The following is a 251-nucleotide window of genomic DNA, read 5'->3' on the forward strand; positions in this document are numbered from 1 at the left end:
ACTCTATCCAGTTGCGCTATGGGTGCATAATAAGTGCCGAGGACCGGGATCGAACCGGTACGGTCATCACTGACCGCAGGATTTTAAGTCCTGTGCGTCTGCCAATTCCGCCACCCCGGCAAAACTTATGCTCGTAGTTATTAAAACTACAAAGCGGAAGACGGGATTCGAACCCGCGACCCCCACCATGGCAAGGTGATGTTCTACCACTGAACTACTTCCGCAAAAATTAAAATGCCGACTAGAGGATT

Annotated in this window: 2 tRNA genes; both read right to left on the reverse strand. The window is 50.2% G+C overall.

The features are described 5' to 3' along the window. Positions 1–34 precede the first annotated feature (34 nt). Positions 35–120: transfer RNA gene (locus tag IV88_RS09050), tRNA-Leu, on the reverse strand. Positions 121–152: 32 nt separating this feature from the next. Further along, positions 153–224: transfer RNA gene (locus IV88_RS09055), tRNA-Gly, on the reverse strand. Positions 225–251: the final 27 nt, after the last annotated feature.

The sequence above is a fragment of the Pediococcus argentinicus genome (assembly GCF_001437605.1).
GTDB lineage: Bacteria > Bacillota > Bacilli > Lactobacillales > Lactobacillaceae > Pediococcus > Pediococcus argentinicus.